Below are 23357 nucleotides of genomic sequence, written 5' to 3'. Positions count from 1 at the left end.
GCACTGCCGAAAGAAGAACGGGCGCCTTTGGCGCCCGTTTCTTATTTGAATTTGTAGACCACGTTCATCGTGGTCAGCGTATCGGTCTTGCGCTTGTCCTCGGCCACGTCACTGTTGTAACGCGCCTGCCAGCCGGCCTTCAGCGCCAGATGTTCGTTCATGCTCACCGAAACACCGAAGTCGTTCTGGCCGAAGGTGTTGTAGGAACCCGACTCGACCAGCAGGGTGTTGACCAGGTCGGTGTTGTCGGTCAGCGAGTACTTCATGTCGAACAGGCCGCGGCCGATCATGCCGGTGCGGGTGCGGTCGTCCTCGGTGCTGTGGGTGCGGCGCACACCGGGGCCGATCTGCGCGTCGAACGAGAAACGCTCGGTGTTCCACAGGCGGGTGCCGTAACCCAGACCGAACGAGCTCTGGCGGTCGTAGGTGGCGAAGTCATCGCGCTCGGTACGCACCGTGGCCGTCAGCTGGCGGTGCTCGCCCAGCTGCAGCGCGCTGCCGGCACTGCCGGTGTAACGGTTGGCGGTGGTGTTGTTGCGGCGGCTGGTGGAGCCGTCGTCGCGGGTCTCGATCACCTTGGAGCTGGAACGCAGGCCAGCCAGATCCATGCTGTGCACCCAGTCACCATCGGTGTAGCGCAGGCGCAGGCGGCCGTTGAAGCTCTCGGTGCTGCTGTTGCCGCGTGCCGAAGCGAAACCGAGCTCGCCGCCACTGCCGCTCCACGGCGAGGACATCGCCGCCAGTTCGGAGGCATCCTGCGCATACGCGAGCGGTGCGCACAGCAGCAGGGGGATCAGCAGGGACACGCGCAGGGACATCGGGGCTTCTCCGAAGCGGTTGACAGCCGGTGATGATACTGGAAGCGTGATGGCGGTCCGAATCGATCCAAACGGTTTCTTCAGCAGACGTTGCCGCGATCGCCTATTCAGGGCAGATCGACGCGCAATGCCGGGTCGTTGAAGCGCGAATAGCGCAGGCGCAGCTGGAAGCTGCGGCCATTGCTGCTGCCGCTGCGTACGATCTGCCGCGGCAGGCCCTGCGCGTCCACCCAGTACTCCAGGCGTTCGCCGGGCTGCGCACCGCGCAGGCGGTAGTGACGCGTCTCGACCCCGTCCAGCGACTGGCTGCCCAGGTCTTCGGCCTGCAGATCGGCGGGCAGGGCATCGGCCGGCAGCGGGTTGCGCCATTGCTCGAGCAGGCCCGGCGGGGTCGGCACCTGCCGGATCGCGTCGTCGGCCTGCAGGAACATGGTGTCGCCGATGATCGTCTGCGGACCGGCCGGGGTCTGCACCCGGAAGCGGTCGGGGGCGACGAAGTCCATGGCGCTGCGCACCGGCTGGGGCGCGCCCAGCACCTCCAGTTCGGCGTGGAAGCTGCGCAGGGCCGAGAAGCGCTGGCTGGCGCCCAGCACCGCCTGCGCCGGATCCGCCGCAGGCACGGGCGCTTCGGTGCTGGCCGGCGCGGGCGCGCGATCACAGGCGGCCAGCAGCAGGCAGGCCAGCAGGGACAGGGCAGGCAACCGGCGCATCGGGTGTTCCAGAGGGGGGGGGGCGACCACGATAGCCCAAACGTCCCACACAAGACCCGCGACTCGGACATAATCGGGGGTATGGACCGATACGAACGCATCACCGCCCTGCATCGTCTGCTCAAGTCCGCACGCTATCCGGTGACGGTGGCGACCCTGCAGGACAAGCTCGGTTGCTCCCGTGCCACCGTCTACCGCGATCTGGCCTTCCTGCGCGATGCGCTGATGGCACCGATCGAGGGCGACGGCGAAGCCGGCTTCCGTTACCAGGCCGACGAGAGCGACCGCTTCGAGCTGCCCGGCCTGTGGCTGAGCTCGGAGGAGCTGCATGCCCTGCTGGCCTCGCAGCACCTGCTGGCGCGGACCGGCGGCGGCGTGCTGTCCTCGGTGCTGGCACCGCTGCAGCAGCGCATCGAGAGCCTGCTGGCGGCCCAGGCTGGCGTTTCCAGCTGGCCGGTGGACCGGGTGCGGGTGATTCCGCACCGTGGCCGCAAGTTCGATGAAGGCAGCTTCCGCAGCGTGGCTTCGGCGGTGCTGGAGCGCCGCCAGCTGGCGTTCGAGTACCGCGCCCGTTCCACCGACGAGCCGACCAAGCGCACCGTTTCGCCGCAGCGCCTGACCCACTATCGCGACAACTGGTACCTGGATGCCTGGGACCATGACCGCGAGGCGCTGCGCAGCTTTGCCGTGGATCGCATCCACAAGGCGCGGGTGATCGACAGCACCGCCCGCGACGTGGCCGACAGCGAGCTGGACGAGCAGCTCGGGGCCAGCTACGGCATCTTCTCCGGTGCGCCGAAGGGCTGGGCGACCATCCTGTTCAGCGCCAAGGCCGCGCGCTGGGTGGCCGACGAGCACTGGCATTCCAAGCAGCAGGGCCGCTTCCTGGCCGATGGCCGCTATGAACTGAAGGTGCCGTACAGCGTCTCGCGCGAGCTGCTGATGGACGTGCTGCACTACGGCTCGGATGCCGAGATCGTCGAACCGGTGATGCTGCGCGAGCAGGCCAAGGCGCTGCTTGAGCTCGCCCTGAGCAACTACGACAACTCCTGACACTCCCCCCCGAGAACCCTTCCGCCCATGAAGAAGACCCTGTTGCTGCCCCTGCTCGCCGCTGCGCTGGCCCTGACCGCCTGCGGCAAGTCCGGCGAGCCCTCGCAGAAGCTGGTGGTGGCCGCCACGGCCGTGCCGCATGCCGAGATCCTTGAAGTGGTCAAGCCCATCCTCAAGCAGGAAGGCGTGGACCTGGACGTGCGCGTGTTCAACGACTACGTGCAGCCCAACGACCAGCTGGTGCAGAAGCAGGTGGACGCCAACTACTTCCAGACCGAGCCGTATCTGGATGCCTACAACCGCGATCGCAAGACCGATCTGGTGAAGGTGATCGGCGTGCACATCGAGCCGTTCGGTGCGTACTCGCGCAAGATCAAGTCGCTGGCCGAGCTGCGCGAAGGTGCCGACGTGGTGATCCCGAACGACCCGAGCAACAACAGCCGCGCGCTGATCCTGCTGCACAAGGCCGGTGTGATCGAGCTGAAGGATCCGACCAACGCGCTGTCGACCCAGCGCGACATCACTGCAAACCCGAAGAACCTGAAGTTCCGCGAGCTGGACTCGGCGATGCTGCCGCGCGTGCTGGACCAGGTCGACCTGGCCCTGATCAACACCAACTACGCACTGGACGCTGGCCTCAACCCGACCAAGGATGCACTGGCGATCGAGAGCAAGGACTCGCCGTACGTGAACTTCCTGGTCGCACGCCCGGACAACAAGGACGACGCCCGCGTGCAGAAGCTGGCCAAGGCCCTGACCAGCCCGCAGGTGAAGGCCTTCATCGAGACCAAGTACAAGGGCGCGGTGCTGCCGGCGTTCTGACGGCCGCTGGCCATGTGGTAGTGCCGGCCGCTGGCCGGCAATCTGCAGACGCCGCCAAGGATCATGGGGTTGCCGGCCAGCGGCCGGCACTACCGTCAGTCGACGTGGAAGGCGAGGGTGGCCGCCACGGCCTGCTGCCATCCCGCATACAGTTTCTCGCGCCGCGCCACCTCCATCTGTGGCTCGAAGCGCCGGTCCAGGCCCCATTGCGCGGCGATCTGTTCGCGGCTGGACCAGAACCCCACCGCCAGCCCGGCCAGGTAGGCCGCGCCCAGTGCGGTGGTTTCGGTCAGCCGCGGCCGCAGCAGTGGCACGCCAAGGATGTCGGCCTGGAATCCGGCCAGGAAGTCGTTGCTGATCGCACCGCCATCGGCGCGCAGCTCGGTCAGCGCGATACCGGCATCGGACTGCATCGCATCGAGCACGTCGCGGGTCTGGTAGGCCATCGCCTCCAGCGCGGCACGCACGAAGTGCGCTTTGCGGGTGCCACGGGTCAGGCCGAACATCGCGCCGCGCACATCACTTCGCCAATAGGGCGCACCGAGGCCGACAAATGCTGGTACCAGGTAAGCACCGCCACTGTCGGGCACCTGGGCGGCCAGCGCCTGGCTGTCGCTGGCGCGTTCGATCATGCGCAGCCCATCGCGCAGCCACTGCACCACCGAGCCGGCGATGAAGATCGAGCCTTCCAGCGCATATTCCACGCGCCCGTCCAGGCCCCAGGCGATGGTGGTCAGCAGTCCATTGCGCGAACGCACCGCCTGCGTTCCGGTGTGCATCAGCATGAAACAGCCGGTGCCATAGGTGTTCTTGACCATGCCCGGCTGGAAGCAGGCCTGGCCGAACAGCGCCGCCTGCTGGTCACCGGCGATGCCGGCGATCGGGATCGGGTGATCGAAGAAGAACTGCGGCCGGGTATGCGCGTACACCGCGCTGGAATCGCGCACCTGCGGCAGCATCGCGCGCGGGATGTCCAGCAGCGCCAGCAGGTCGTCATCCCAGTCCAGCGTGTGGATGTTGAACAGCAGCGTGCGCGCCGCGTTGCTGTAGTCGGTCACATGTGCCTGGCCACCACTGAGGTTCCAGACCAGCCAGCTGTCGATGGTGCCGAACAGCAGCTCGCCGCGCTCGGCACGCTGCTGCGCGCCCTCCACGTGGTCGAGGATCCAGCGCACCTTGGTGGCGGAGAAATAGGCATCGATCAGCAGGCCGGTGCGCTCGCGGATCAGCGCCTCATGCCCTTCGGACTTCAGCCGCTCGCAGATGGCGTGGCTCTGCCGCGACTGCCAGACGATGGCGTTGTGGATCGGCTGTCCGGTGGCACGGTCCCAGACCACGGTGGTTTCGCGCTGGTTGGTGATGCCCAGTGCGGCGATGTGGCGCGGGTCGATCTGCCCGCGGCTGAGCAGTTCGGTCAGCGTGGCATAGACGCTGGTGAGAATCTCGCGCGGGTCATGCTCGACCCAACCCGGCTGCGGGAAGATCTGCGCGAATTCGCGCTGCGCGCTGCCGACGATGTCGCCGGTGCGGTCGAACAGGATCGCGCGCGAACTGGTGGTGCCCTGGTCGATGGCCAGCACGTAGCGGGGCGTCATGCAGCGTCTCCGGTAGCGATGGTGTTGGTAGAGTCGAGCCTGCTCGACTGCTTTTCATGTCAGTCGAGCAAGCTCGACTCTACCGTCTATCGATCCACGCCTGCAGCCGCGCCACCTGCGCAGCATCCAGCCGCAACCCCAGCTTGCTCCGCCGCCACAGCACGTCCTCGGCGTCCCAGGCCCATTCGTGGTCGCGCAGGAAAGCCACTTCCCGCGCATGCAGGCCGCCGCCGAAGTCCTCTCCAAGATCGTCCATGCCCCGTGCACCCTGCAGAAGGGCGGCGCTGCGGCTGCCGTAGGCTTCGGCCCAACGCCGTGCGATCTCCACGGGCAACCACGGTGCCAGCGCCTGCAGACGGGAGCGCGCCTGCGCGGCGTCGCCCCAGTCGCTGCCCGGCAGCGGGTCTCCGCCTGCGGTCCAGGCCGGCCCCATCTGTGGCAGGGCAGGGCGCAGCAGGTCCAGCGCTTCCTCGGCCAGCACGCGGTAGGTGGTCAGCTTGCCGCCCAGCACATGCAGCGCCGGCGCCGGGTTGGACTGCAGCTGAAGGCGGTAGTCGCGGCTCAGCGTTGCCGCACGCGGGTCCGGGTCGGCCAGCAGGGGACGTACACCGGCGAACTGCCAGACCACGTCTTCCGGAGTGATCGGCTCACGCAGATAGCGGCTGGCGGCCGCGCACAGGTAGCTCACCTCGGAAGGCAGCACGCTGCAGCGCGCCGGGTCACCGCGATAGTCGGTGTCGGTGGTGCCAATCAGCAGATGATCGTGGGCGAACGGCAGCAGGAACACCACGCGGCCATCGGGCTGCTGCAGCAGGCAGGCACTGTCATCGGGCCAGGGGCGGCGCATCACGATGTGGCTGCCCTGTACCAGCCGCAGCGCGGGGCCGCCGCTGCGGGCCTCCATCTGCTCAAGCAGGCCACCGGCCCATGGGCCAGCCGCATTGGCGACGGCGCGCGCGGTCACATGCTGCTGGCCATCGGCGGATTCCAGCACGGCCAGCCAACGGCCCTGCACAGGGCGCAGCTCGATGCAGCGGCTGCGCACATGTACCTGTGCGCCACGCCAGGCAGCATCCAGGGCATTGAGCAGTACCAGACGCGCGTCATCGACCTGCGCGTCGGCGTAGCTGAAGGCCTGCCGCAGATCCGGGGAGAGCCAGGGGCCGAGCGGATCATGCTGAAGGTCCAGGGCGCGCGAGGCGGGAAATGCCGGGCTGCGTGGGCCCAGGTGGTCGTACAGCCACAGTCCCACGCGCAGCATCCAGCGTGGGCGCAGGTGCGGTTCCCACGGCAGCACGAAACGCAGCGGGCGGACCAGATAGGGTGCCTGCCGGCGTACCACCTCGCGTTCGCCCAAGGCCTTGCGTACCAGACCGAACTCGCGCTGTTCCAGGTAGCGCAGGCCACCGTGGATCAGCTTGCTGCTGGCGCTGGATGTATGCGCAGCGAGGTCGTGCTGCTCGCACAACAGCACGCGCAGGCCGCGGCCGCTGGCATCACGGGCGATGCCGGCACCGTTGATACCGCCACCGATCACCAGCAGGTCGACGTCGTGCATCGCGCCTCCGCATCCTGTGTGTGTAGAGTCGACTGTCAGTCGACTGCTCTTGCAAAAGTCGAGCAAGCTCGACTCTACGAAAGGCAGTCGAGCAAGCTCGACTCTACAGAACGCGGGTGACGGAAACGACGACGGGCCCCGAAGGGCCCGTCGCGTTACATCAGTGAAGCAGGTGCAGCCTGGATCAGAAGCGGGCGCCGATGCCGAAGCCGACGGTCCACGGATCCATCTTGGCTTCGCCGATCTTCTCGCCGCCAACCTTCACGTCCGGGCGGGCGCGCATGTAGCGGGCGTCAGCACGGGCGAACCAGGTGGAGTTGATGTTCATGTCCACGCCGACGGTGCCGATCACGCCCTTGGCATCCTTGAAGCGGATGTCGGTGTCAGCGCCGTTGCCCAGCTTCTCGTTGCTGAAGCTCGACTGGTAGTAGCCCACGCCCACGAACGGACGGAACACGTTGTCAGCCTGGCCGAAGTGGTACTGGCCGCTCAGCGCGATCGGCTGCTGCTCGACCGAGCCCAGGCGGGCGTTGTTCGGGCCCTTGAACTTGTTGTCGAACTTGTCGGCAGCGCCCCACAGTTCAACGGCCCAGTTGTCGTTGATGTAGTAGCTGAAGCTGACGGTCGGCGCCGGGCCACCATCGGTCTTCTTGACGCCGGTGATCGGATCGTTCTTCGGTTCCAGCAGCGAGATGCCGCCAACAACGGCAAAATGCTTGCCCGAAGCGGTGTCGGTGCTGCTGTCCTGGGCGAAAGCGGCCGGCGCGAAGGCGGCGGAGGTCAGCAGGGCGAGACTCAGGATACGGATGGAGCGCATGGGGGTATCTCCTAATGTTTCTTGTTTTGGGCCCCCGGTTGCGGGGCGAGCACACCGTAGTCGCCCCAACATGAATCGAATCCGACGCACGTTAAAAAATAGTTTCCCTTGTTCAGCGACTGGAGCGAAAAGCCTGTTTTCATGGGCTTTTCGGCCTTCGGCGACATTCATGCAGTTGGAGACGATGTGAGCGAAGCAACGGTGTGCATCGGCCTGCAAGCGCAGGTGAAGGCGGATTGCAGGGTGCTGCTGCTGGGTTCGATGCCCGGCGTTGCGTCATTGCAGGAGCAGCGCTACTACGCGCATCCGCGCAATCGCTTCTGGCCTGTGCTGGCCGATATCTGTGGCTTCGATGTGGCCCTGGCGTACCCGCAACGGCTGCGCGCACTGCAGGCAGCCGGTGTGGGTCTGTGGGATGTGATCGGTCAGTGCGAGCGGCGTGGCAGCCTGGATGCCGACATCGTGCGTGGCACGGAAGTACCCAATGCGCTGCCGGCATTGATCGCTTCGCTTCCTGAGCTGGAGCTGATCGGCTGCAACGGTGCGGCATCGCTGAAGGCATTCCAGCGTTGGGTGCTGCCCGGCCTGGAGGCGCCGCCAAGGCTGCTGGCGCTGCCGTCCACCAGCCCGGCCAACGCGGCCTGGTCACTGCCGCGGCTGCGCCAGGCCTGGCAGCCGGTAGCCGACGCACTGGCGACATGAAGCGGACATCGTCCGGACAATACGCTACCGACTGGTCGCGGCCGCAACCCATGAGCAACAGCGTGTCCCGGCTGCGTGAGTACTGAAAACACCTGTAACGGTTGGCGCTGGCCCCCGCTGGCCGCACAATAGACGTTTCCCTACACCAGATTGCCGGAGTTATCCCCATGGCCGAAATCAAGGAAGCACTTGTCCCCGATATCGGTGACTACAGCGATATCCCGGTAATCGAGGTGCTTGTCGCCGTCGGCGACACGGTCAAGAAGGACCAGGGCCTGGTGACGCTGGAAAGCGACAAGGCGACCATGGAAGTGCCGTCGGCCGTCGCCGGCGTGGTCAAGGAGATCAAGGTCAAGGTCGGTGACACCCTGTCCGAGGGCAAGGTCGTGGCGCTGATCGAAGTGGCTGAAGGCGAGGCGGCCAAACCGGCCGCTGCCGCCCCGGCACCGGCCAAGGCCGCAGCGCCGGCCGCTGCCACCCAGAGCACGCCGGCCCCGGCCGCAGCTGCGCCGGCCGCTCCGGCTGCCAGCGGTGGTGCGGTTGAAGCGCTGGTGCCGGATATCGGCGACTATTCCGGCATTCCGGTCATCGAAGTGCTGGTCGCCGTCGGCGACACGGTCAAGAAGGACCAGGGCCTGGTCACGCTGGAAAGCGACAAGGCCACCATGGAAGTGCCGTCGTCGGTGGCTGGCGTGGTCAAGGAACTGAAGGTCAAGGTCGGCGACACTCTGTCGCAGGGCAATGTGGTCGCCATCATCGAGGCCGAGGGCGCTGCCGCGCCGGCGCCGACCAAGGCAGCCGCTGCTGCCGCTCCGGCTGCCGCCGAGACCGCCACCAAGGTCGAGCCGGTCGCTGTGCCGGCGCAGCCGGACAAGCTGGCGGCCCGCGAGGTCGCCTCGGCCGGTACCCCGTCCAGCCCGCCGGTGCAGTTCAACGCCGATGGCGTGCTGCCGGCCAAGGTGCCGTATGCCACCCCGGCGGTGCGTGTGTTCGCCCGCGAACTGGGCGTGGACCTGCTGCAGATCAACGGCACCGAGAAGGGTGGCCGCATCACCAAGGGTGACGTGCAGAAGTTCGTCAAGGCCGCACTCAGCGGTGGCGTGCCGGCTGCCGGCGGTGCTGCTGTTGCTGCCGGTGGTGGCCTGAACCTGCTGCCGTGGCCGAAGGTCGACTTCAGCAAGTTCGGCGAGACCGAAGTCCAGCCGCTGTCGCGCATCAAGAAGATCTCCGGTGCGAACCTGGCCCGCAACTGGGCCATGATCCCGCACGTCACCCAGTTCGAACAGGCCGACATTACCGACCTGGAAGGCCTGCGCGTGGCGCTGAACAAGGAAAACGAGAAGGCCGGCATCAAGCTGACCATGCTCGCCTTCCTGATCAAGGCCAGCGCCGCGGCGCTGAAGAAGTTCCCGGAGTTCAACGCCTCGCTCGATGCCAGCGGTGAAAACCTGACCCTGAAGAAGTACTTCCACATCGGCTTTGCAGCCGACACGCCGAACGGCCTGGTCGTGCCGGTCATCCGCGACGTGGACAAGAAGGGCGTGGTGCAGATCGCGCAGGAAACCGGCGAACTGGCCAAGAAGGCGCGCGACGGTAAGCTGGGCCCGGCCGACATGAGTGGTGGTTGCTTCTCGATCAGCTCGCTGGGCGGCATCGGCGGCACCGCGTTCACCCCGATCGTCAATGCACCGGAAGTGGCCATCCTCGGCGTCTCCAAGTCGTCCATCCAGCCGGTCTGGAACGGCAAGGAGTTCGCACCGAAGCTGATGCTGCCGCTGTCGCTGAGCTACGACCACCGCGTCATCGATGGCGCGCTGGCCGCGCGCTTCACCACGTACCTGTCGCAGGTACTGGCCGACATGCGCCGCGTGCTGCTGTAAGGCACCGCTTCGCCCCCACCGTGCGGCCGCCGCCCCTGGCGCGGCCGCGTGAACAGATGCAGTGACAGCCCGCCGGCACCGCCGGGCGGGCACGAGGAAAACCCACCATGGCCACGATTGAAGTCAAGGTTCCCGACATCGGCGATTACAGCGATGTGCCGGTGATCGAAGTGTTGGTCGCCGTCGGCGACACGGTGAAGAAGGATCAGGGTCTGGTGACCCTGGAATCGGACAAGGCCACCCTGGAAGTGCCGTCCTCGGCTGCCGGCGTGGTCAAGGAAATCAAGGTCAAGCTGGGCGACACCCTGTCCGAAGGCGCCGTGGTCGTGGTGCTGGACGCCGAAGGTGCCGCCGAAGTCCCGGCCAAGGCCGCCGCGCCGGCCCCGGCAGCGGCCGCTCCGGCCAGCAAGCCGCCGGTGACCCCGTCGCACCGCGCCCCGGCTGAACCGGCTGCGCCGAAGCCGGCGCTGTCCAGCGGCAAGCCAGCCGACATCGAATGCGAAATGGTCGTGCTGGGCTCCGGCCCGGGCGGCTACACCGCCGCTTTCCGCGCTGCCGACGTCGGCCTGGATACGGTGCTGGTCGAGCGCTACGCCAGCCTAGGCGGCGTCTGCCTCAACGTGGGCTGCATTCCGTCCAAGGCGCTGCTGCACGCTGCAGCGGTCATCGACGAAGTGGCCCACGCCGGTGATTTCGGCGTCGAGTTCGGCAAGCCGACCATTACCCTGGACAAGCTGCGCGAGTACAAGGAAAAGGTCGTCAACCAGCTGACCAAGGGCCTGGCCGGCATGGCCAAGCAGCGCAAGGTCCGCAGCGTGCAGGGCGTCGGCAAATTCGTTTCGGCCAACGAGCTGGAAATCACCGCCGCTGATGGCAGCACCCAGCTGCTGCGCTTCCAGAAGTGCATCATCGCCGCCGGTTCGCAGGCGGTGAAGCTGCCGAACTTCCCGTGGGACGACAAGCGCGTGATGGACTCCACCGACGCGCTGGAGCTGGCCGAAGTGCCGGGCTCGCTGCTGGTCGTCGGCGGCGGCATCATCGGCCTGGAAATGGCCACCGTGTACAGCGCGCTGGGCAGCAAGGTCACCGTGGTCGAGTTCATGGACCAGCTGATGCCGGGCGCCGACAAGGACCTGGTCAAGCCGCTGGCCGACCGCCTGAAGAAGCAGGGCATCGACGTGCACCTGAAGACCAAGGCCTCCGGCGTCACCGCCGATGCCAAGGGCATCACCGTGACCTTCGACGCCGCCGAGGAAGGCCAGGCGCCTGCGCTGGCGCAGGGCACCTTCGATCGCGTGCTGGTGGCCGTGGGTCGCTCGCCGAACGGCAAGAAGATCGATGCCGAAAAGGCCGGCGTGCAGGTCACCGACCGTGGCTTCATCCCGGTCGATCGCCAGATGCGCACCAACGTGCCGCACATCTTTGCCATCGGCGACATCGTCGGCAACCCGATGCTGGCCCACAAGGCCACGCACGAGGGCAAGCTGGCTGCCGAAGTGGCCGCCGGCCACAAGAAGGAATGGGTGGCCCGCGTGATCCCGTCGGTGGCCTATACCAACCCGGAAATCGCCTGGGTCGGCGTGACCGAGACCGAAGCCAAGGCCAAGGGCCTGAAGGTCGGCGTGGCCAAGTTCCCGTGGGCCGCCAGTGGCCGCGCGATCGGCATCGGTCGCACCGAGGGCTTCACCAAGCTGATCTTCGACGAAGAGACCCATCGCATCATCGGTGGTGCCATCGTCGGCGTGCACGCCGGTGACCTGCTGGCCGAGATCGGCCTGGCCATCGAGATGGGTGCGGAAGCCGAGGACATCGGCCACACCATCCACGCTCACCCGACGCTGAGCGAATCGGTGGCGATGGCCTCGGAAATCTACGACGGCACGATCACCGATCTGTACATGCCGAAGAAGAAGTAAGGCGCCCGCGCCTTCGCGAACGAGAAGCCCCGGCATCTGCTGGGGTTTTTTGTTTCTCCGCTCCGGATTTTTGCGAGCGGTGGGGCCGCTGCGCGGGTGGCAGGCGTTTGGACAAATGTCCCCCGTCGTCCGCCTGCGGCGGTCGCCTCCTCCTTTGCTTTGTCCAAACGCCTGCCACCCGCGCAGCGGCTCGGCTTGCGGATAGTCGAGAGCCACAGCTTGGCCCGCCTGGATGCCTGACACGCGGGGGAAGAGGGACTTGCGTGCGAAGTAAAGGAGGAGGTGACGGCCGCAGGCCGGTGCCGGGGGACATTCGCACGCAAGCCCCTCTTCCCCCAGCGCTCGACCAACCTGCTTCTCTGCTCGACGATGCAAAGAAAAAGCGCGGCCCCGATGTTCCGGAGGCCGCGCCAGGAGAGAGAGTGTCGTGGAAGGGGCGTGGGATCAGAACACGAAGCTGACGCCGGCCACCGGGCCCTTGAATTCCTGCTTCAGGCCGATGGTGCCGTCGCTGCCCTTCTTGTCCGCGTCGAGCTTGAACCAGTCGTAGCCAGCGAACACACCGAAGTTCTTCGTGAAGCGGTAATCCACGATGGCGTTGGCGCGGCTCAGGTCGCCCTTGTAGTCATCGAAGCTGCCCCAGCGCGTGTTGAGATACTGGCCCTGCAGCGTGATCATCCACTTTTCCGACGGGGTGAAGCTCAGGCGCGCACCGACCACCGGCGCCACGCCGTCGGTCTTCTCATTGAGGAACTGGCCTTCGTAGACAGTGCCCAGATCGGCGTAGGCCTTGGTGCTGACCTTGGCGTACTCGGCACCCAGCTGCAGGCCGAGGTCGAAGGTATCGGTGTCCACCACCGAGTAGTCATAGACCAGGCTGGCGACCTGGTACTTCAGTTCACCCTTGACGAAGCTGCCGGACGGCACGTTGACGTCACCGAAGGAGATGTCCTGGCCAAGGGTCTCGCGGCGGTCCTTGTCGTACTTGAAGTAGTTGAACAGCAGGCGCTGGCGGTTGCTGATGCGGAACATGCCGTCAATGCGCGGTTCCCACTCCTTGCCACCCAGCTTGAAGTCCTCGGAGAAGCCGATGTCCTGGCCGGCGACGTTGGTCTTGCCGCGAAGGGTGTTGTCCGAGTCGATGTTCATCGCACCCAAGCGCAGGGCGAAGCGGTCGTCGCCTTCAGCGGCGTGGGCGGCAGTGGCGAACGAAGCGCCAGCGGCGAGCAGGGAGAGGGCGAGCAGGGTGGGTACGGGGCGCATCGAAGAGTCCTTGCAGTGGTTCATCAGAATGAAGACCACTGTGCCGGACAGGCCCGTCCACCATCCGTGAACGTATGGTCCACGAAGTGTGCACGGTTCAGCGCTGTCGCGACGATGCAAAAAGATGGCCCCGGAGCCGGGCTTCGGGGCCATCGTGGGACCTGCGGGGCGGAGCGTCGACGAGGTTGCTGCAGGCAGGTCGAAAGATCGGACCGGCGCATTCGGTGAAAGTTCCGCGGCCTGCGACCAAAGTTCAATACTGCGCTGCAACATCATACGGACGTCATTGTCCCCTGGGTGGCACGCAAAAATGTAACCGTTACCGCAACTTGCGGCCTCCCGGGATGAACAGGGAGCGGTTGTCTCGCAAATTGTCCCATTGCTATAATTTGGCGGCTCGATGAGGCCCCCCTGCTGTAGTCGCCTCAGCCCTCCACTTGCAACCACGCGGGACGTCCTGTGCTGAACTCCGTTGATGCGGGTCGGCGACTGATGCTGCGCGCCGCGGTCTACCCGCTGGCCGCAGTGGCTGTCCTGGCCCTGGCCTTCCTGCTGGTAGGTCCGAAATATGCCCTCGGCGCGCTGGCGTCCGGTGTGGCCATTTCGGCCGGTGGCTGGGTGGCGGCACGGATGGCCCTGGGCGGTGGGGCACTGGCCGCAGGTTCGGCGATGGCTCGCCTGATCATTGCGATCGTGGCCAAGTGGGTGGTGGTTTTCGGCGTCCTGCTGGTGGGGTTTCTGGTCTTCAAGCTGCCTGCATTGGCGCTGTTGGCCGGTATCGCCGTCGGCTTGATGTTCCAGGTCCTGGCGATGGCCAGGCGTTGACAGAATTCAATTAACTGAAGGTTCCGGACACATGGCGGGCGAGGCTCTAACCCCTACCAGCTACATCCAGCATCACCTGCACAACCTGACCGCGCCGGTCGGCAAGGGTGAGGGTATGTTCTGGCATATCCACGTCGATACCTTCCTCACCGCTGTCCTGATGGGCCTGGTGATCGTTGTCGCGTTCTGGCTGGGCACCCGCAAGGCCACCGCCGGCGTGCCGGGCAAGTGGCAGGCCTTCGTCGAGATCTGCCTGGAGTTCGTCGACCGCCAGGCCAAGGACACCTACCACGGCAAGAGCAAGCTGGTCACGCCGATCGCCATCACGATCTTCTTCTGGATCCTGTTGATGAATCTGCTGAAGATGATCCCGGCCGATTTCATCGCCAAGCCGCTGGAATGGGTGGGCGTGCACTACTGGAAGCCGGTCCCGACCGCTGACGTCAATGCCACCCTGGGCATGGCCATCAGCGTGTTCTTCCTGATGCTGTTCTTCGCGCTCAAGTCCAAGGGCCTGGGCGGCTTCATCAAGGAATTCCTGACGGCGCCGTTCGGCAAGTGGATGATGCCGTTCAACCTGATCCTCAACATCGTCGAGTGGCTGAGCAAGCCGATCTCGCTGGCGATGCGACTGTTCGGCAACATGTTCGGCGGCGAAATCGTGTTCCTGCTGATCTGGGTGCTGGGTGGTGCCGGTTTCTTCGGTGCCATTGCCGGTGGTGTGTTCGGCCTCGGCTGGATGCTGTTCCACCTGCTGGTGATCCCGCTGCAGGCCTTCATCTTCATGATGCTGTCGATCGTGTACCTGAGCCTGTCGGAAGACGCTCACTGAGTTTCAAGCTTCAACGCGTTTCAACCTTCATCCGTTTCATCACCCTTAGCAACTTAAGTTCCTGGAGATAACCATGTACTTCGCCGTCCTGACCAACTTCGCGCAGATTCAGAGCTCCACCGCCCTTGCCGTCGGCATCATGATCGGCCTGGCCGCGCTGGGCGCCGGTCTGGGTCTGGCCATCATGGCTGGTAAGTTCCTGGAGTCGGCCGCCCGCCAGCCGGAACTGATCCCGGTCCTGCAGGTCCGCATGTTCATCACCGCCGGCCTGATCGACGCCGCGTTCATCATCTCGGTCGCCGTTGGCCTGCTGCTGGCCTTCGCCAACCCGCTGTCGGCTGCCTTCGCTGGCGCCGTCACCAAGGCTCTGGCCGGCTGATACAGCGGTTTGAGACGACCGGGTGCTGATGCACCCGGTTTCGGATGAAGGCCGGATGTGCCGCTACGGCGGCGCGTCCACCCCGAAACCAGCGATCGAGCTAACCATGAATATCAATTTCACCCTTCTTGCGCAGGCGCTGGCCTTCGCTGGTCTGATCTGGATCATCGCGACCAAGATCTGGCCGCCGCTGATGAACGCGATCGAAGAGCGCCAGCAGAAGATTGCTGAAGGCCTCGCTGCTGCCGACCGCAGCCAGAAAGATCTGGCCCAGGCGCAGGAGAAGGTCAACGAAGCGCTGAAGGAAGCACGCACCAAGGCCAACGAGATCATCGATCAGGCTCACGCGCGTGCCAACCAGATCGTTGATGCTGCCCGTAACGAAGCGATCACCGAAGCCACCCGTCAGAAGGAACTGGCCCAGGCTGAAATCGACGCCGCCGCCAACCGTGCCCGTGAAGATCTGCGCAAGCAGGTGTCCGCGCTGGCCGTGACCGGTGCCGAAAAGCTGCTCAAGCGCGAAATCGACGCCAACGCCCACAAGGCGCTGCTCGACGAGCTGGCCTCGGAGATCTAAGGATGAGCCAGGCCCTCACGCTTGCCCGCCCGTACGCCCGCGCCGCGTTCGCGACCGCGCGCGACGAAGGCGCGTTCGCGCCGTGGTCGGACGCCCTGGCGTTCTCCGCCCACGTCGCCGCCGACCCGCGCGTGGCGGCCCTGCTCGCCAACCCGGAGCTGGGTCGTGACGACGCCGTCGCCCTGCTGGCGCCGGTGTCCCACGGCGAGACCTACTCGCGCTTCCTGGCCATCCTGGCCGAATCGCATCGTCTGCCGCTGCTGCCGGAGATTTCCGGCATGTTCGACGCCCTGCGCGCCGAAGCCGAGCACGTGGTCAAGGCCACCGTCACCTCGGCCGCCGAACTGTCGGCCGGTGAGCTGGACGCGATCAAGGTCGCGCTGCGCAAGCGCTTCAACCGCGAGGTCGACGTGACCACCGCGGTCGATGCCTCGCTGATCGGCGGCGCCGTGATCGACGCCGGCGACGTGGTCATCGATGGTTCGCTGAAGGGCAAGCTGGCCCGTCTGCAGACCGCGCTCGCTAACTGAATTCATTTAACGTCCGGCCCCGCTGCCGGCACTAGGACTTGACGATGGCAACCACGCTCAACCCCTCCGAAATCAGCGAACTGATCAAGAACCGCATCGAGAAGGTCAAGCTGGCCGCGGAATCGCGCAACGAAGGCACCGTGACCAGCGTGTCCGACGGCATCGTGCGCATCTTCGGTCTGGCCGACGTGATGCAGGGCGAAATGATCGAACTGCCGAACAACACCTTCGCCCTCGCCCTGAACCTGGAGCGCGACTCGGTCGGCGCCGTGGTGCTGGGTGACTACGAGCACCTGCGCGAAGGCGACGTCGCCAAGACCACCGGCCGCATCCTGGAAGTGCCGGTCGGTCCGGAACTGCTGGGCCGCGTCGTGAACGCGCTGGGCGAGCCGATCGACGGCAAGGGCCCGCTGGGCACCGACCTGACCGCTCCGGTGGAGCGCGTTGCGCCGGGCGTGATCTGGCGCAAGTCGGTCGACCAGCCGGTGCAGACCGGCTACAAGTCGGTCGACTCGATGATCCCGATCGGCCGTGGCCAGCGCGAGCTGATCATCGGTGACCGCCAGACCGGCAAGACCGCGATGGCGATCGATGCGGTGATCAACCAGAAGGGCACCGGCATCAAGTGCGTGTACGTTGCGATCGGCCAGAAGGCTTCGACCATCGCCAACATCGTGCGCAAGCTGGAAGAGAACGGCGCGCTGGCCCACACCATCGTGGTGGCCGCGACTGCTTCCGAATCGGCTGCCATGCAGTACATCAGCGCCTACTCGGGCTGCACCATGGGTGAGTACTTCATGGACCGCGGCGAAGACGCGCTGATCGTGTACGACGATCTGTCCAAGCAGGCCGTCGCCTACCGCCAGATCTCGCTGCTGCTGAAGCGCCCGCCGGGCCGTGAAGCCTACCCGGGTGACGTGTTCTACCTGCACTCCCGTCTGCTCGAGCGCGCTGCCCGCGTGTCCGAGGAATACGTCGAAAAGTTCACCGAAGGCAAGGTCACCGGCAAGACCGGTTCGCTGACCGCGCTGCCGATCATCGAAACCCAGGCCGGCGACGTGTCCGCCTTCGTTCCGACCAACGTGATCTCGATCACCGACGGCCAGATCTTCCTGGAAACCGACCTGTTCAACGCCGGCATCCGCCCGGCCGTGAACGCCGGTATCTCGGTGTCGCGCGTCGGTGGCTCGGCCCAGACCAAGATCATCAAGAAGCTGTCGGGCGGCATCCGTATCTCGCTGGCCCAGTACCGCGAGCTGGCTGCGTTCGCGCAGTTCGCCTCGGACCTGGACGAAGCCACCCGCAAGCAGCTGGAGCGTGGCCAGCGCGTCACCGAGCTGATGAAGCAGAAGCAGTACGCGCCGATGTCGATCGCCAACCAGGCGCTGTCGATCTACGCCGTCAACGAGGGTTACCTCGACGACGTGCCGGTCAACAAGCTGCTGGCGTTCGAAGAAGGCCTGCACGCCCACTTCGCCAACACCCAGGGCGAGCTGGTCAGCAAGGTCAACGCCACCGGCGGTTGGGACAACGACATCGAAGGTGCCTTCAAGAAGGGCATCGCCGAGTTCAAGACCACCGGCAGCTGGTAATCGCGGTCCTGTAGAGCGGAGCCGCTGGCTCCGCTGGACCAGATGACAAACGGTTGAACAACGCGGGGCAGCAGCCCCGCGCCACGGGAAACAAGAGATGGCAAGCGGACGCGAAATCAAAACCAAGATCAAGAGCGTGCAGAACACCCGCAAGGTGACGCGCGCCCTGGAAATGGTCTCGGCCTCCAAGATCCGCAAGGCGCAGGATCGGATGAAGACCTCGCGTCCGTACGCGCAGGCGATGAAGCAGGTGATCGGTCACCTGGCCCAGGCCAGCACCGACTACCAGCATCCGTTCCTGGTCGAGCGTGAGCAGGTCAAGCGGGTCGGCTTCATCGTGATCTCCTCCGATCGCGGCCTGGCCGGCGGCCTGAACAACAACCTGTTCCGCAAGATGCTGGGCGAAGCCAAGGCATGGCAGGACAAGGGTGCGGAAGTGGACTTGGTGACCATCGGCCAGAAGGCTTCGACCTTCTTCCGCCGCGTGAAGGTCAACATGGTCGGCAGCGTGACCCACATCGGCGACGTGCCGAAGCTGGAATCGCTGATCGGTGTGATCAAGGTCATGCTCGACGCCTTCACCGAAGGCAAGATCGACCGCGTGTACCTGGTCTACAACCGCTTCGTGAACACCATGGTGCAGAAGGCCAGCTTCGATCAGCTGCTGCCGCTGCCGCCGGCTGAGAAGCAGGTCGCTCACCACGACTGGGATTACCTGTACGAACCCGATGCCGCGACCGTGCTCGAGCACGTGATGACGCGTTACATCGAGTCGCTGGTGTACCAGGCACTGCTGGAAAACGTCGCCTCCGAGCATGCGGCACGCATGGTTGCGATGAAGGCGGCGAGCGACAACGCCAACAAGCTGATCGGCACCCTGCAGCTCGTCTACAACAAGGCGCGCCAGGCAGCGATCACCCAGGAAATCTCCGAAATCGTCGGCGGCGCGGCAGCAGTCTGACCGCGTTCGTTCAAAGCACACATTAGAGGATGCAGCAATGAGTCAGGGCAAGATCGTTCAGATCATCGGCGCGGTCGTCGACGTCGAATTCCCGCGTGAATCGGTGCCGAAGGTGTACGACGCACTGAAGGTGGAAAACACCGAGATCACCCTCGAAGTCCAGCAGCAGCTGGGCGACGGCGTGGTGCGTACCATCGCCCTCGGTTCCACCGACGGCCTGAAGCGCAACCTGGTTGCCGTCAACACCGGCCGTGGCATCTCGGTGCCGGTCGGCGCTGGCACCCTGGGCCGCATCATGGACGTGCTCGGCCGTCCGATCGACGAAGCCGGCCCGGTGGCCGCCAGCGACAGCTGGGAAATCCACCGTGCGGCCCCGTCGTACGAAGACCAGTCCCCGGCCACCGAACTGCTGGAAACCGGCATCAAGGTCATCGACCTGATGTGCCCGTTCGCCAAGGGCGGCAAGGTCGGCCTGTTCGGCGGCGCCGGCGTCGGCAAGACCGTCAACATGATGGAGCTGATCAACAACATCGCCAAGGCGCACAGCGGACTGTCCGTGTTCGCCGGCGTGGGTGAGCGTACCCGTGAGGGCAACGACTTCTACCACGAAATGAAGGACTCCAACGTCCTCGACAAGGTGGCGATGGTGTACGGCCAGATGAACGAGCCGCCGGGCAACCGTCTGCGCGTCGCCCTGACCGGCCTGACCATGGCCGAGTACTTCCGCGACGAGAAGGACGAAAACGGCAAGGGCAAGGACGTCCTGCTGTTCGTCGACAACATCTACCGTTACACCCTGGCCGGTACCGAAGTGTCGGCACTGCTGGGCCGTATGCCGTCCGCCGTGGGTTACCAGCCGACCCTGGCCGAGGAAATGGGCGTCCTGCAGGAGCGCATCACCTCGACCAAGAACGGTTCGATCACCTCGATCCAGGCCGTCTACGTTCCCGCGGACGACCTGACCGACCCGTCGCCGGCGACCACCTTCGCCCACCTGGACTCGACCGTCACCCTGTCGCGTTCGATCGCCTCGCTGGGTATCTACCCGGCCGTCGATCCGCTGGATTCCACCAGCCGCCAGATGGACCCGCTGGTCATCGGCCACGAGCACTACGACACCGCCCAGCGCGTCCAGCAGACCCTGCAGAAGTACAAGGAACTGAAGGACATCATCGCGATCCTGGGCATGGACGAGCTGTCCGAAGAGGACAAGCAGGCCGTGTCGCGCGCCCGTAAGATTGAGCGCTTCTTCAGCCAGCCGTTCCACGTGGCCGAAGTGTTCACCGGTTCGCCGGGCAAGTACGTGCCGCTGAAGGACACCATCCGTGGCTTCAAGGCCATCGTCGATGGCGAGTACGACCACCTGCCGGAGCAGGCGTTCTACATGGTCGGCGGCATCGAAGAAGCGGTCGAGAAGGCCAAGAAGATGGCCGAGAAGGCCTGATCCGGGACGGGCGGGAGCGATCCTGCCCGACCTGACGCCGGCGCCGGGCAACCGCCCGCGCCGGTGGACTCCCACGGTGGCATTGCGCCGCCGCGAACAGCGAAGAGATTTGCATGAGCACGATCCGTTGCGACATCGTCAGCGCCGAGCAGGAAATCTTCCGTGGCGAAGCGACCCTGGTCGTGGCCACCGGTGAGCTGGGCGAACTGGGCATCGCGCCCAAGCACGCGCCGCTGATCACCCGCCTGAAGCCGGGCAAGGTGGTGGTGACCACGCCGAACGGCGAGCAGCTGGATTTCGCCATTTCCGGCGGCATCCTGGAAGTGCAGCCGCAGGTGGTGACCGTGCTGGCCGACACCGCGATCCGCGCGCAGGACATCGACGAAGCCTCTGTCCGCAAGGCCAAGGAAGAAGCCGAGCGCATCCTGGCCAACCGCGGCGAGGCGATGGAAGTGGCTGAAGCCCAGCAGAAGCTGGCCGAAGCCGTCGTCCAGCTGCAGGCGCTGGAGCGCCTGCGCAAGAACCTCAAGCACTGAGGTTTCTCGCGCTGCATCCACGAGAACGCCGGCCCTGTGCCGGCGTTTTTGTTTGTGCGGGGTAGAGTGTCGGCTGGGTAGAGTCGACTATCGCGCGCAGCGCGGGATTTCCGCATTCTGATGGAAGAGCAGTCGACCAACAGTCGACTCTACCGATCCCGATCCCGATCCCGATCCCAGCGCCGTATCAGCGGTAGACCACGCAGCGCATCAGCAGGAAGGAAACGCACGCCAGCCCGCCTTCCACCAGCGGCTTGGCCAGCCAGGTGTACTGCAGGCCCAGCGCGTGGTCGACCAGGCTCACCAGCAACGTGCTTGTCGCGGTCAGCAGCAGCCACAGCCCGAAGAAGCGTGAAAATCGACGCCAGCCAAGGCGCGCATCACCTGCATTGGCAAAGGTGTAACGGCCGTTGAGCCAGAAGCCCAGCAGCATCCCGGCCAGGCGACCGGCAATGTTGGCAGGCACCACCGGCAGGCCCAGCGCGGTCGCGGTGACGAACACCAGCCAGTCGAGCAGCAGCTGCACGAGCCCGATGATGAGATAGGTGCTTCCCTGGCGGACGAGGCCCATCAGTGCGGTGAAGGAGGTGGGATGCACATGTTAACGGCCCACGCTCTAGAATCATCGGCAACGAACCACGGACTGCCGTTTCCATGACCCAACCCCTGCACGTCATCATCCTCGCCGCTGGCGCGGGCAAGCGCATGAAGTCGGTGCTGCCGAAGGTGCTGCAGCCGATCGCCGGCCAGCCGATGCTGGCACACGTGATCGCGGCCGCCCGCGAACTGGAACCGGCGGCGATCCACGTGGTCTACGGCCATGGTGGTGAAGCGGTGCGCCAGTACTTCGCCGACCAGCCCGACCTGCAATGGGCTGAACAGGCACGGCAGCTGGGCACCGGCCATGCGGTGGCCCAGGCGATGCCGCAGGTGCCTGACGCCGCGCAGGTGCTGGTGCTGTACGGCGACGTGCCGCTGATCCGCGCGCAGACCCTGCGCGACCTGCTGGCGCAGCCGGGTCGCCTGGCGGTGCTGGTCGCCGATGTCGATGACCCGACCGGTTACGGCCGCGTGCTGCGCGATGCCGAAGGCAAGGTGGGCTCCATTGTCGAGCAGAAGGACGCTACCGATGACCAGCTGCGTGTGCGCACGATCAACACCGGCATCATTGCCGCCGAGTCGACCGCGCTGCGGCGCTGGCTGTCGCAGTTGTCCAACAGCAACGCGCAGGGCGAGTACTACCTGACCGACGTGTTCGCCTTTGCCGCGCACGAGTACACCCCGGCCGAAATGGCACTGGTGGCCGACGCGCAGGAAGCCGAAGGGGCAAACGATCCCTGGCAGCTTTCGCAGCTGGAGCGTGCCTGGCAGCGCCGCGCGGTACGGGCCCTGTGCGCGCAGGGCGCGCGCGTACGCGATCCGGCACGTCTCGATATCCGTGGCACTGTCACCGTGGGCAGTGACGTGCTGATCGATGTCGATGTCGTTCTCGAAGGCAATATCGTGCTGGGCGATGGCGTGACCATCGGTCCATTCAACCGCCTGAAGGACGTTGCTCTCGGTCCGGGCACCGAAGTACGTGCGCACTGTGATCTGGAAGGCGTGGTCACCGAAGGCGCAGCACTGGTCGGTCCGTTCGCGCGCCTGCGCCCGGGTACCGTGCTGGCCGATGGCGTGCACGTCGGCAACTTCGTCGAGACCAAGAAGGTCACCCTCGGTGTTGGCAGCAAGGCCAACCATCTGACCTACCTGGGCGATGCGGTGATCGGCAGCAGGGTAAACATCGGTGCCGGCACCATCACCTGCAACTACGACGGCGTGAACAAGTCGACCACCACCATCGGCGACAACGCCTTCATTGGTTCCAACAGTTCGCTGGTAGCACCGGTGACCATTGGCGACAGTGCGACGATTGCCGCCGGTTCGGTCATCACCCGCGACGCCCCGGATGGCAAGCTGACACTGGCACGTGCACGACAGGAAACCATCGATGGCTGGAAGCGCCCGCTCAAGAAGTCCTGAGCCACGCATCCCGCATGCCGACGAACTCGGCATGCTGCCGGCAATTGAACAACGTGCCGGTGAACTGCTGAAGGGTCACCAGGCCTACCCGGTGTTTGCCGGGCATGGTCTGGACCTGCCGACGCTGCAGGATGGCCTTCAACGTGGCCAGTTGTGGGTGGTGGATGCGGCTGACGGTGGTATCGCGGGTTACCTGCTGGCCGGTGAACTCTGCGGTGAATTCCATGTGCTGCAGATGGACGTGGATCCCGCACACGCGCGGCGTGGCCACGGCCGCGCTTTGCTGCGCCATTCCTTGGCGCAGGCGAGGGCGGGAGGCTACGCGGCCGCGGTGCTGACCACGCTGTCCGATGTGCCGTGGAATGCGGCCTTCTATGCCAGCGAAGGATTCAACGTAGTGCCCGAGGCGCAGTGGAACGATGGCCTGCGCGCGGTGATGGCCGAAGAGGCTGCGCTCGGGTTCCCGATGCACCTGCGGGTGGCGATGCGGCAGGTTTGGTAGGTGCCGACCTTGGTCGACACATC

Annotated in this window: 23 protein-coding genes; 16 read left to right on the top strand and 7 right to left on the bottom strand. The window is 65.6% G+C overall.

Annotated elements, in window-relative coordinates:
* Positions 1 to 41 precede the first annotated feature (41 nt).
* Together ACX9OT_RS01675 and ACX9OT_RS01670 are read right to left on the bottom strand one after the other, a co-directional pair.
* A complete protein-coding gene (locus ACX9OT_RS01675; protein WP_010481298.1) occupies positions 42 to 818 on the bottom strand; it encodes a DUF481 domain-containing protein in 777 nt (258 codons plus the stop codon).
* A 107-nt stretch (positions 819 to 925) separates the two neighbouring features.
* Positions 926 to 1528, bottom strand: coding sequence for a LolA family protein (locus ACX9OT_RS01670; RefSeq protein ID WP_049399177.1), 603 nt, complete (start codon positions 1526 to 1528; stop codon positions 926 to 928).
* 81 nt (positions 1529 to 1609) lie between these two features.
* Between ACX9OT_RS01670 and ACX9OT_RS01665 the strand changes: the two genes are divergently transcribed.
* Together ACX9OT_RS01665 and ACX9OT_RS01660 are read left to right on the top strand one after the other, a co-directional pair.
* The gene (locus ACX9OT_RS01665) at positions 1610 to 2581 is read left to right on the top strand and encodes a helix-turn-helix transcriptional regulator (RefSeq protein WP_010481302.1); all 972 of its coding nucleotides are present in this window, start codon (positions 1610 to 1612) and stop codon (positions 2579 to 2581) included.
* A 27-nt stretch (positions 2582 to 2608) separates the two neighbouring features.
* On the top strand, positions 2609 to 3403 hold the full coding sequence (locus tag ACX9OT_RS01660; protein ID WP_032129055.1) for a MetQ/NlpA family ABC transporter substrate-binding protein: 795 nt from the start codon (positions 2609 to 2611) through the stop codon (positions 3401 to 3403).
* A 95-nt stretch (positions 3404 to 3498) separates the two neighbouring features.
* Here the strand turns inward: ACX9OT_RS01660 and glpK are convergent, their stop codons facing one another.
* From glpK to ACX9OT_RS01645, 3 genes are all read right to left on the bottom strand, one after another.
* A complete protein-coding gene (gene glpK, locus ACX9OT_RS01655; RefSeq protein WP_049460861.1) occupies positions 3499 to 4998 on the bottom strand; it encodes a glycerol kinase GlpK in 1500 nt (499 codons plus the stop codon).
* 79 nt (positions 4999 to 5077) lie between these two features.
* A complete protein-coding gene (gene glpD / locus ACX9OT_RS01650) occupies positions 5078 to 6556 on the bottom strand; it encodes a glycerol-3-phosphate dehydrogenase (RefSeq protein WP_049460863.1) in 1479 nt (492 codons plus the stop codon).
* A 184-nt stretch (positions 6557 to 6740) separates the two neighbouring features.
* On the bottom strand, positions 6741 to 7373 hold the full coding sequence (locus tag ACX9OT_RS01645) for an OmpW/AlkL family protein (protein WP_049460865.1): 633 nt from the start codon (positions 7371 to 7373) through the stop codon (positions 6741 to 6743).
* A 186-nt stretch (positions 7374 to 7559) separates the two neighbouring features.
* Here ACX9OT_RS01645 and ACX9OT_RS01640 point away from each other — a divergent pair, with 186 nt between their 5' ends.
* The 3 genes from ACX9OT_RS01640 (at position 7560) to lpdA (ending at position 11871) form a co-directional block, all read left to right on the top strand.
* On the top strand, positions 7560 to 8075 hold the full coding sequence (locus ACX9OT_RS01640; protein WP_049460894.1) for a DNA-deoxyinosine glycosylase: 516 nt from the start codon (positions 7560 to 7562) through the stop codon (positions 8073 to 8075).
* A 167-nt stretch (positions 8076 to 8242) separates the two neighbouring features.
* Positions 8243 to 9955: a dihydrolipoyllysine-residue acetyltransferase gene (aceF, locus tag ACX9OT_RS01635; RefSeq protein WP_049399181.1), complete on the top strand. Its 1713-nt coding sequence runs from the start codon at positions 8243 to 8245 to the stop codon at positions 9953 to 9955.
* Between the two features lie 107 nt (positions 9956 to 10062).
* Positions 10063 to 11871: a dihydrolipoyl dehydrogenase gene (gene lpdA, locus ACX9OT_RS01630; protein ID WP_049460868.1), complete on the top strand. Its 1809-nt coding sequence runs from the start codon at positions 10063 to 10065 to the stop codon at positions 11869 to 11871.
* A 444-nt stretch (positions 11872 to 12315) separates the two neighbouring features.
* On the opposite strand, the gene ACX9OT_RS01625 is transcribed toward lpdA, so the two are convergent.
* The gene (locus tag ACX9OT_RS01625; protein WP_010481314.1) at positions 12316 to 13134 is read right to left on the bottom strand and encodes a hypothetical protein; all 819 of its coding nucleotides are present in this window, start codon (positions 13132 to 13134) and stop codon (positions 12316 to 12318) included.
* A gap of 459 nt (positions 13135 to 13593) precedes the next feature.
* Between ACX9OT_RS01625 and ACX9OT_RS01620 the strand changes: the two genes are divergently transcribed.
* From ACX9OT_RS01620 to ACX9OT_RS01580, 9 genes are all read left to right on the top strand, one after another.
* A complete protein-coding gene (locus tag ACX9OT_RS01620) occupies positions 13594 to 13959 on the top strand; it encodes a hypothetical protein (RefSeq protein WP_006394654.1) in 366 nt (121 codons plus the stop codon).
* Between the two features lie 31 nt (positions 13960 to 13990).
* On the top strand, positions 13991 to 14791 hold the full coding sequence (atpB, locus tag ACX9OT_RS01615; protein ID WP_010481316.1) for a F0F1 ATP synthase subunit A: 801 nt from the start codon (positions 13991 to 13993) through the stop codon (positions 14789 to 14791).
* 73 nt (positions 14792 to 14864) lie between these two features.
* Positions 14865 to 15170 (top strand): F0F1 ATP synthase subunit C, encoded by a 306-nt coding sequence (atpE, locus tag ACX9OT_RS01610; RefSeq protein WP_005411133.1) that lies wholly within the window; start codon positions 14865 to 14867, stop codon positions 15168 to 15170.
* A 106-nt stretch (positions 15171 to 15276) separates the two neighbouring features.
* Complete coding sequence (locus ACX9OT_RS01605; RefSeq protein ID WP_005419512.1) at positions 15277 to 15747, top strand: F0F1 ATP synthase subunit B; 471 nt, start codon at positions 15277 to 15279, stop codon at positions 15745 to 15747.
* 2 nt (positions 15748 to 15749) lie between these two features.
* Entirely contained in the window at positions 15750 to 16277 is a 528-nt protein-coding gene (locus ACX9OT_RS01600; RefSeq protein WP_005411131.1) for a F0F1 ATP synthase subunit delta, read from the top strand.
* 44 nt (positions 16278 to 16321) lie between these two features.
* Positions 16322 to 17869: a F0F1 ATP synthase subunit alpha gene (atpA, locus tag ACX9OT_RS01595; protein ID WP_005411130.1), complete on the top strand. Its 1548-nt coding sequence runs from the start codon at positions 16322 to 16324 to the stop codon at positions 17867 to 17869.
* 97 nt (positions 17870 to 17966) lie between these two features.
* On the top strand, positions 17967 to 18830 hold the full coding sequence (atpG, locus tag ACX9OT_RS01590; protein ID WP_005411129.1) for a F0F1 ATP synthase subunit gamma: 864 nt from the start codon (positions 17967 to 17969) through the stop codon (positions 18828 to 18830).
* Between the two features lie 37 nt (positions 18831 to 18867).
* The gene (atpD, locus tag ACX9OT_RS01585; protein ID WP_005411128.1) at positions 18868 to 20274 is read left to right on the top strand and encodes a F0F1 ATP synthase subunit beta; all 1407 of its coding nucleotides are present in this window, start codon (positions 18868 to 18870) and stop codon (positions 20272 to 20274) included.
* Between the two features lie 113 nt (positions 20275 to 20387).
* Positions 20388 to 20810 carry a F0F1 ATP synthase subunit epsilon gene (locus tag ACX9OT_RS01580; RefSeq protein ID WP_005419509.1) on the top strand — a complete coding sequence of 141 codons (423 nt, stop codon included), beginning with the start codon at positions 20388 to 20390 and terminating at the stop codon, positions 20808 to 20810.
* A 187-nt stretch (positions 20811 to 20997) separates the two neighbouring features.
* Here the strand turns inward: ACX9OT_RS01580 and ACX9OT_RS01575 are convergent, their stop codons facing one another.
* Positions 20998 to 21381: a GtrA family protein gene (locus ACX9OT_RS01575; protein ID WP_049460896.1), complete on the bottom strand. Its 384-nt coding sequence runs from the start codon at positions 21379 to 21381 to the stop codon at positions 20998 to 21000.
* An 83-nt stretch (positions 21382 to 21464) separates the two neighbouring features.
* Between ACX9OT_RS01575 and glmU the strand changes: the two genes are divergently transcribed.
* Positions 21465 to 22832, top strand: a complete 1368-nt coding sequence (gene glmU / locus ACX9OT_RS01570) for a bifunctional UDP-N-acetylglucosamine diphosphorylase/glucosamine-1-phosphate N-acetyltransferase GlmU (protein ID WP_049460871.1) — start codon at positions 21465 to 21467, stop codon at positions 22830 to 22832.
* Entirely contained in the window at positions 22801 to 23334 is a 534-nt protein-coding gene (locus ACX9OT_RS01565) for a GNAT family N-acetyltransferase (protein WP_049460873.1), read from the top strand. The genes glmU and ACX9OT_RS01565 overlap by 32 nt, the downstream gene beginning before the upstream one ends.
* Positions 23335 to 23357 lie beyond the last annotated feature (23 nt).

Source organism: Stenotrophomonas genospecies 3 (genome assembly GCF_054473855.1).
The sequence above is the reverse complement of the archived record's forward strand: the minus strand, read 5'-3'. Positions and strand labels throughout refer to the sequence as shown.

What these genes read in the sequence shown, in the direction of transcription:
- ACX9OT_RS01645 (WP_049460865.1), bottom strand. Translation starts at nt 7,373, where the DNA reads ATGCGCTCCATCCGTATCCTGAGTCTCGCCCTGCTGACCTCCGCCGCC.
- glmU (WP_049460871.1), top strand. Translation starts at nt 21,465, where the DNA reads ATGACCCAACCCCTGCACGTCATCATCCTCGCCGCTGGCGCGGGCAAG.
- lpdA (WP_049460868.1), top strand. Translation starts at nt 10,063, where the DNA reads ATGGCCACGATTGAAGTCAAGGTTCCCGACATCGGCGATTACAGCGAT.
- atpA (WP_005411130.1), top strand. Translation starts at nt 16,322, where the DNA reads ATGGCAACCACGCTCAACCCCTCCGAAATCAGCGAACTGATCAAGAAC.
- aceF (WP_049399181.1), top strand. Translation starts at nt 8,243, where the DNA reads ATGGCCGAAATCAAGGAAGCACTTGTCCCCGATATCGGTGACTACAGC.
- ACX9OT_RS01625 (WP_010481314.1), bottom strand. Translation starts at nt 13,134, where the DNA reads ATGCGCCCCGTACCCACCCTGCTCGCCCTCTCCCTGCTCGCCGCTGGC.
- atpB (WP_010481316.1), top strand. Translation starts at nt 13,991, where the DNA reads ATGGCGGGCGAGGCTCTAACCCCTACCAGCTACATCCAGCATCACCTG.
- ACX9OT_RS01565 (WP_049460873.1), top strand. Translation starts at nt 22,801, where the DNA reads ATGGCTGGAAGCGCCCGCTCAAGAAGTCCTGAGCCACGCATCCCGCAT.
- ACX9OT_RS01580 (WP_005419509.1), top strand. Translation starts at nt 20,388, where the DNA reads ATGAGCACGATCCGTTGCGACATCGTCAGCGCCGAGCAGGAAATCTTC.
- ACX9OT_RS01665 (WP_010481302.1), top strand. Translation starts at nt 1,610, where the DNA reads ATGGACCGATACGAACGCATCACCGCCCTGCATCGTCTGCTCAAGTCC.
- ACX9OT_RS01670 (WP_049399177.1), bottom strand. Translation starts at nt 1,528, where the DNA reads ATGCGCCGGTTGCCTGCCCTGTCCCTGCTGGCCTGCCTGCTGCTGGCC.
- atpE (WP_005411133.1), top strand. Translation starts at nt 14,865, where the DNA reads ATGTACTTCGCCGTCCTGACCAACTTCGCGCAGATTCAGAGCTCCACC.
- glpK (WP_049460861.1), bottom strand. Translation starts at nt 4,998, where the DNA reads ATGACGCCCCGCTACGTGCTGGCCATCGACCAGGGCACCACCAGTTCG.
- glpD (WP_049460863.1), bottom strand. Translation starts at nt 6,556, where the DNA reads ATGCACGACGTCGACCTGCTGGTGATCGGTGGCGGTATCAACGGTGCC.
- atpD (WP_005411128.1), top strand. Translation starts at nt 18,868, where the DNA reads ATGAGTCAGGGCAAGATCGTTCAGATCATCGGCGCGGTCGTCGACGTC.
- ACX9OT_RS01675 (WP_010481298.1), bottom strand. Translation starts at nt 818, where the DNA reads ATGTCCCTGCGCGTGTCCCTGCTGATCCCCCTGCTGCTGTGCGCACCG.
- ACX9OT_RS01605 (WP_005419512.1), top strand. Translation starts at nt 15,277, where the DNA reads ATGAATATCAATTTCACCCTTCTTGCGCAGGCGCTGGCCTTCGCTGGT.
- ACX9OT_RS01575 (WP_049460896.1), bottom strand. Translation starts at nt 21,381, where the DNA reads ATGGGCCTCGTCCGCCAGGGAAGCACCTATCTCATCATCGGGCTCGTG.
- ACX9OT_RS01660 (WP_032129055.1), top strand. Translation starts at nt 2,609, where the DNA reads ATGAAGAAGACCCTGTTGCTGCCCCTGCTCGCCGCTGCGCTGGCCCTG.
- ACX9OT_RS01600 (WP_005411131.1), top strand. Translation starts at nt 15,750, where the DNA reads ATGAGCCAGGCCCTCACGCTTGCCCGCCCGTACGCCCGCGCCGCGTTC.
- atpG (WP_005411129.1), top strand. Translation starts at nt 17,967, where the DNA reads ATGGCAAGCGGACGCGAAATCAAAACCAAGATCAAGAGCGTGCAGAAC.